This window comes from Bacillus cereus group sp. N21, assembly GCF_016483395.1.
Classification (GTDB): domain Bacteria; phylum Bacillota; class Bacilli; order Bacillales; family Bacillaceae_G; genus Bacillus_A; species Bacillus_A pseudomycoides.
Genome location: NZ_JAEHBX010000286.1, coordinates 1 through 341, shown reverse-complemented (window position 1 = coordinate 341; position 341 = coordinate 1). Strand labels below are relative to the sequence as shown.

The following is a 341-nucleotide window of genomic DNA, read 5'->3' as shown; positions in this document are numbered from 1 at the left end:
CGTTAATAAAGCATTCTGTACTTCCCTTTTTCCCATTACATGCTTTACATTCTCGATGCAATTTTCTATTGTTAAATCCGGTACATACTTCTCCTGTAAAAAGTATGTTAACTTCGCAATGTCTTCAATATGTACACCTCTGTCATGTAACGCTTGCCATGCACTTTGCTGCACGTCGGCGCTTGAGATAAAAGAATTTTCCATTTCTGAACCTCACTTTTAATCATGATTTTTTCTAGAAATCATGATTAGTATGAGGTACCGAAAAAACTTTATGCATGTATAACATAGAAAACCACTTGTTCATTGATTTCTGTAAGAGATAGTTGATTGAACTACTC

General features: G+C 34.6%; 1 pseudogene. It reads right to left on the bottom strand.

What is annotated here, in order from left to right:
• A pseudogene (locus JDS96_RS30875) lies at positions 1-204 on the bottom strand (phosphatidylglycerophosphatase A); the annotation flags it as partial.
• Positions 205-341 lie beyond the last annotated feature (137 nt).